General features: G+C 71.2%; 4 protein-coding genes and 1 pseudogene. 4 read left to right on the forward strand and 1 reads right to left on the reverse strand.

The window, feature by feature from the left end; translation table 11 throughout:
* From B9G38_RS14800 to B9G38_RS14815, 4 genes and pseudogenes are all read left to right on the forward strand, one after another.
* Nucleotides 1-348: pseudogene (locus B9G38_RS14800) on the forward strand (LysE family translocator); the annotation flags it as partial.
* 66 nt (nt 349-414) lie between these two features.
* Complete coding sequence (locus tag B9G38_RS14805) at nt 415-1,467, forward strand: NAD(P)-dependent glycerol-1-phosphate dehydrogenase (RefSeq protein ID WP_086220886.1); 1,053 nt, start codon at nt 415-417, stop codon at nt 1,465-1,467.
* A gap of 135 nt (nt 1,468-1,602) precedes the next feature.
* Nucleotides 1,603-2,262, forward strand: a complete 660-nt coding sequence (locus B9G38_RS14810; protein WP_086220887.1) for a DUF420 domain-containing protein — start codon at nt 1,603-1,605, stop codon at nt 2,260-2,262.
* A 113-nt stretch (nt 2,263-2,375) separates the two neighbouring features.
* Nucleotides 2,376-3,698 carry a M28 family peptidase gene (locus B9G38_RS14815; RefSeq protein ID WP_086220888.1) on the forward strand — a complete coding sequence of 441 codons (1,323 nt, stop codon included), beginning with the start codon at nt 2,376-2,378 and terminating at the stop codon, nt 3,696-3,698.
* A 42-nt stretch (nt 3,699-3,740) separates the two neighbouring features.
* Here the strand turns inward: B9G38_RS14815 and B9G38_RS14820 are convergent.
* The coding region (locus B9G38_RS14820; protein ID WP_233127224.1) for a hypothetical protein at nt 3,741-4,175 on the reverse strand (435 nt) is incomplete at its 5' end.

Consider the following 4,175-nt stretch of genomic DNA (forward strand, 5'->3'; position numbering starts at 1 on the left):
GCGCTGGTGCTCGCCTTGACGAACCCCTATCAGGTGCTGTTCTGGCTGACGGTGGGGGTCGGACTGCTGCGACCGGGGGAGCTCGACGTGCTCGCCCGGCTGCCGGTGGTCGGGCCGGAGCTGGCGGGGACGCTCGTCGTCGCCACCGGTTCGCCCGCGCTCATCGGCGGGTTCTTCCTCGGCGTGTTGACGTGGATCGTCGGGTTCCCGACCGGGCTCGTCGCCGCCGAACGCCGGATCGAGACGTTCGCGCCGATCGTCGCCGTCGGATCCGCCGTCGTGCTCGCCGGCTTCGGCGTCTACTTCCTCTACGACGCGGCGACGACGCTGACGGCGCTCGGGGCGTAGCGAGCCGCCGGCCGTCCCGCGGGCCGCATGGACAACGGCTTTGACCCGTCGGCGCAAGCGCCCTGTATGTTCGAGAAGACGACGTGGATCAAGCTCCCGCGGAACGTCCTCGTGGGACACGACGTCCTCGACGACCTCGGCGACGCGGTCGGCGAGCTCTACCTGACGGGGCGACCGCTGATCGTGACGAGCCCGACGCCGAACGAGATCGCCGGCGACCGGGTCCGCGCGCAGTTCGACGACCCCGCGACCGCCGTCGTCGACGAGGCCTCCTTCGACGCGGTCGAGGAGCTGAAGGCGACCGCCGAGGCGGTCGACCCGGGATACCTGATCGCCCTCGGCGGCGGGAAGCCGATCGACATCGCGAAGATGGCCGCCGACCACCTCGGCGTCGGCTTCGTCTCCGTGCCGACGGTCGCCTCCCACGACGGCATCGTCTCCGGTCGCTCCTCGATCCCCGAGGGCGACACGCGCCACTCGGTCGCCGCGGACCCGCCGCTCGCCGTCGTCGCGGACACGACGCTCATCGCGGACGCCCCGTGGCGGCTCACCACCGCGGGCTGTGCGGACATCATCTCCAACTACACGGCCGTGAAGGACTGGCGGCTCGCCCGTCGCCTACGCAACGTCGAGTACAGCGAGTACGCGGGCGCGCTCTCGGAGATGACCGCGGAGCTGCTCGTCGAGAACGCCGACATGATCCGCCCCGGCCTGGAGGAGTCCGCGTGGGTCGTCGTGAAGGCGCTCGTCTCCTCGGGCGTCGCGATGTCCATCGCCGGCTCCTCGCGGCCCGCCTCCGGCGCCGAACACCTCATCTCCCACCAGCTCGACCGGATCGCGCCCGGCAAGGCGCTCCACGGCCACCAGGTGGGCGTCGCGTCGATCATGACCGAGTACCTCCACAGCGGCGAGAGCGGGCGGTGGAGCGCCATCCGCGACGCCCTCGGCGAGCTGGACGCCCCCACGACCGCGAGCGAGCTGGGGGTCGACGACGCCGAGCTGATCGCGGCCCTGACGAGCGCCCACGAGATCCGCGACCGCTACACCATCCTTCAAGGCGGGATCAACGAGGATGCCGCCGTCGAGGTCGCGACCGCGACGGGCGTCATCGAGCGGTAGTCGAGACGGACCCCGCCGCGCGGGAGCCGAAGCGCCCGCCGTCACGCGGGAGCCTCGGCGACGCGGTCGGGACGAAAGGTCCCGACCGACGGGAGCACCCGAAGCCGACTTATCGCTCCGCGCCCTCCTCCCGGTATGTCCACCGCCAGCGTTCGCGACCGGGCCAAGGAGCGGGCCACCGCGATAACCGTCCTCCTCACGATCGTCGGTTACGGGGCCGTCGGCGGCGTGTTCCTCGTCCCGGAGTTCCAGGCGCTGTTCCCGACGCTCACGCAGGAGACCGTGAACCTCCTCGCGCACGCCATCGCCGCCGTCAACACGGTGACGGTGGTCTCTCTCTCGCTCGGCTGGTACTGGATCCGCAACGACGAGGTGAAGAAACACGCCGCCGCGATGACGACCTCGTTCGTCCTCATCCTCCTGTTCCTCGGCATGTACCTCCCGAAGGTCGCGGGCGGCGGCACCAAGGAGTTCGTGCTCGACTCGTCGTACGCGTGGGTCCCACTGTGGGACTGGGTGTACCCCGCGTACCTGGTCATGCTCGCGATCCACATCGTCCTCTCCGTGGTCTCGGTCCCGGTCGTGCTGTACGCGATCGTCCTCGGGCTCACCCACACCGAACGGGAGCTCCGGACCGAGACCCCCCACCGGCGCGTCGGGCGGATCGCGGCGAGCGCGTGGATCCTCTCGCTCGCGCTCGGCGTCGTCACCTACCTCCTCTTGAACCACCTGTACGACTCGACGTTCGCGGCCGCCGAGGCCGCGACGGTCCTCCTGCCGGCGATTCCGGTCTGACGGCCGCCTTACCGGTCACCCCGTTCGTCGGATCCGGCGTTCCGCTCCCGACCGAACCCGGCCGCCCCCGCCGCCACCGAAACGCTTGAGCGGCGGCCGCGACACCGTCAGGCATGACCGACTGGATCGGCGAGACGTTCACGAGCGACGCCGGCTGGAACCACCTCATCGACCTCGTCGACGTCGGCGACCGGATGGCCGGGTCGCCGGGCGAGCGCGAGGCGCTGGAGCTGACCCGCGACGCGCTCGCCGACGCCGGCGCGCGGAACGCGGCGATCGAGGAGTTCGAGATACAGGGCTGGGAGCGCGGCGACAGCGCGGTGTGGGACGCCGCGACCGACGAGCCGGTCGCGGTCGGCCCGAACGCCTGTATCGCGCTGCCGCGGAGCCCGAGCGGCGAGGCGACCGGCGAGTTCGTCGACCTCGGGTACGGGATGCCCGACGACTTCGAGGCCGACGTGGAGGGGAAGGTCGTCATGGTCTCGTCGGACACGCCGGACTCCGTCGACCGGTTCGTCCACCGCCGGGAGAAGTACTACCGCGCGGTCGACGCCGGCGCCGCCGCCTTCGTCTTCGCCAACCACGTCGAGGGGACGCTCCCGCCGACCGGGAGCGTCGGAACGGCGGACGCGCCGATCGGGGCGATCCCGGCGGTCGGCGTCTCGAAGGAGACCGGCGCCCGCCTCGCGCGGCGCAACGAGGGGGACGAGCTCGCCGTCGCGGTCGACTGCGGGACGCCGACGGCGACGAGCGGCAACGCGGTGGCCGAGCTCGGACCGGACACCGACGAGCGCCTGATCGTCTCCTCGCACGTCGACGCCCACGACCTCGCCGAGGGCGCCATGGACAACGGCGCCGGGACCGCGACCCTCGTCGAGGTGGCGCGGGCGCTCGCGGCGCGCGAGGAGGAACTCGACGTGCGGGTCAAGTTCGCCGCGTTCGGCGCCGAGGAGGTCGGGCTCGTGGGATCGTCGGTGGCCGCCGAGGCGGTCGACCCGGAGGCGGTCCGCGCCGTGGTCAACGTCGACAGCAACGTGTTCGGGCGGACGCTCCGCGTCGACCACCACGACTTCGACGCGCTGGCGGCGGCCGCCGAGCGCGTGAGCGACCGCTTCGACCACCCGATTTCGACGGGCGGGGAGATGGTCCCCCACAGCGACCACTGGCCGTTCGTGAAGCGGGGGATCCCGGGGTACATGGTCTCCGGCGAGACCGAGGGACGCGGCCGCGGCTGGGGGCACACCCACGCCGATACGCTCGACAAGCTGGAGTCCCGGAACCTCCGGGAGCAGGCGATCCTCCTGACGGAGCTGGTCGTCGACCTCGCCGAGGCGGACGCGTCGATCCCGCGCCGCGACACCGACGAGATCGCCGCGGCGCTCGAAGCCGAGGGGAAGGCGACGGGCATGAAGCTCACCGGCGACTGGACGTTCTAAGCGGCAGAAAAGAAGGCGAACCGCGGTCGGCGCCGGCGTCCGTCAGGCGACGACGAACTGGTTCCAGACCCCTTCGATGACGAAGAACAGCGCGTAGTACGACGACCACACCAACACGACGAGGGAGGCGGCGATCGAGCTCTTCGGCGCCTCGATCTCCATGTCGTTGCGGGCCTCGACGTTGCGCGCCTCGAGTTCGAAGAAGTCGGCGATGAACATCGCGAGCACGAGGATCGAGAGGATCGTCCCGCTCACCGGCGAGTCGAGGATGAAGAGGAACGAGAGGAGGACGAGCCCGACGTTGGTGAACACGTGCGGGAAGTACGCTTCCACGCTGTCCGCCTCCTGTCCCTGTTCGACGTGACGCCTGTGCGCGAGGTGCCGCGTCGCGAGGTTCCCGACGGTCATCACGAAGATCGCGTACGGCAGCGCCGGCCCGGCGGCCGACAGCCAGCCGAGGGGAACGAGGAACTGCAG

This window comes from Halorubrum sp. SD612, from assembly GCF_002135005.1.

What these genes read in the sequence shown, in the direction of transcription:
- B9G38_RS14805 (WP_086220886.1), top strand. Translation starts at nt 415, where the DNA reads ATGTTCGAGAAGACGACGTGGATCAAGCTCCCGCGGAACGTCCTCGTG.
- B9G38_RS14810 (WP_086220887.1), top strand. Translation starts at nt 1,603, where the DNA reads ATGTCCACCGCCAGCGTTCGCGACCGGGCCAAGGAGCGGGCCACCGCG.
- B9G38_RS14815 (WP_086220888.1), top strand. Translation starts at nt 2,376, where the DNA reads ATGACCGACTGGATCGGCGAGACGTTCACGAGCGACGCCGGCTGGAAC.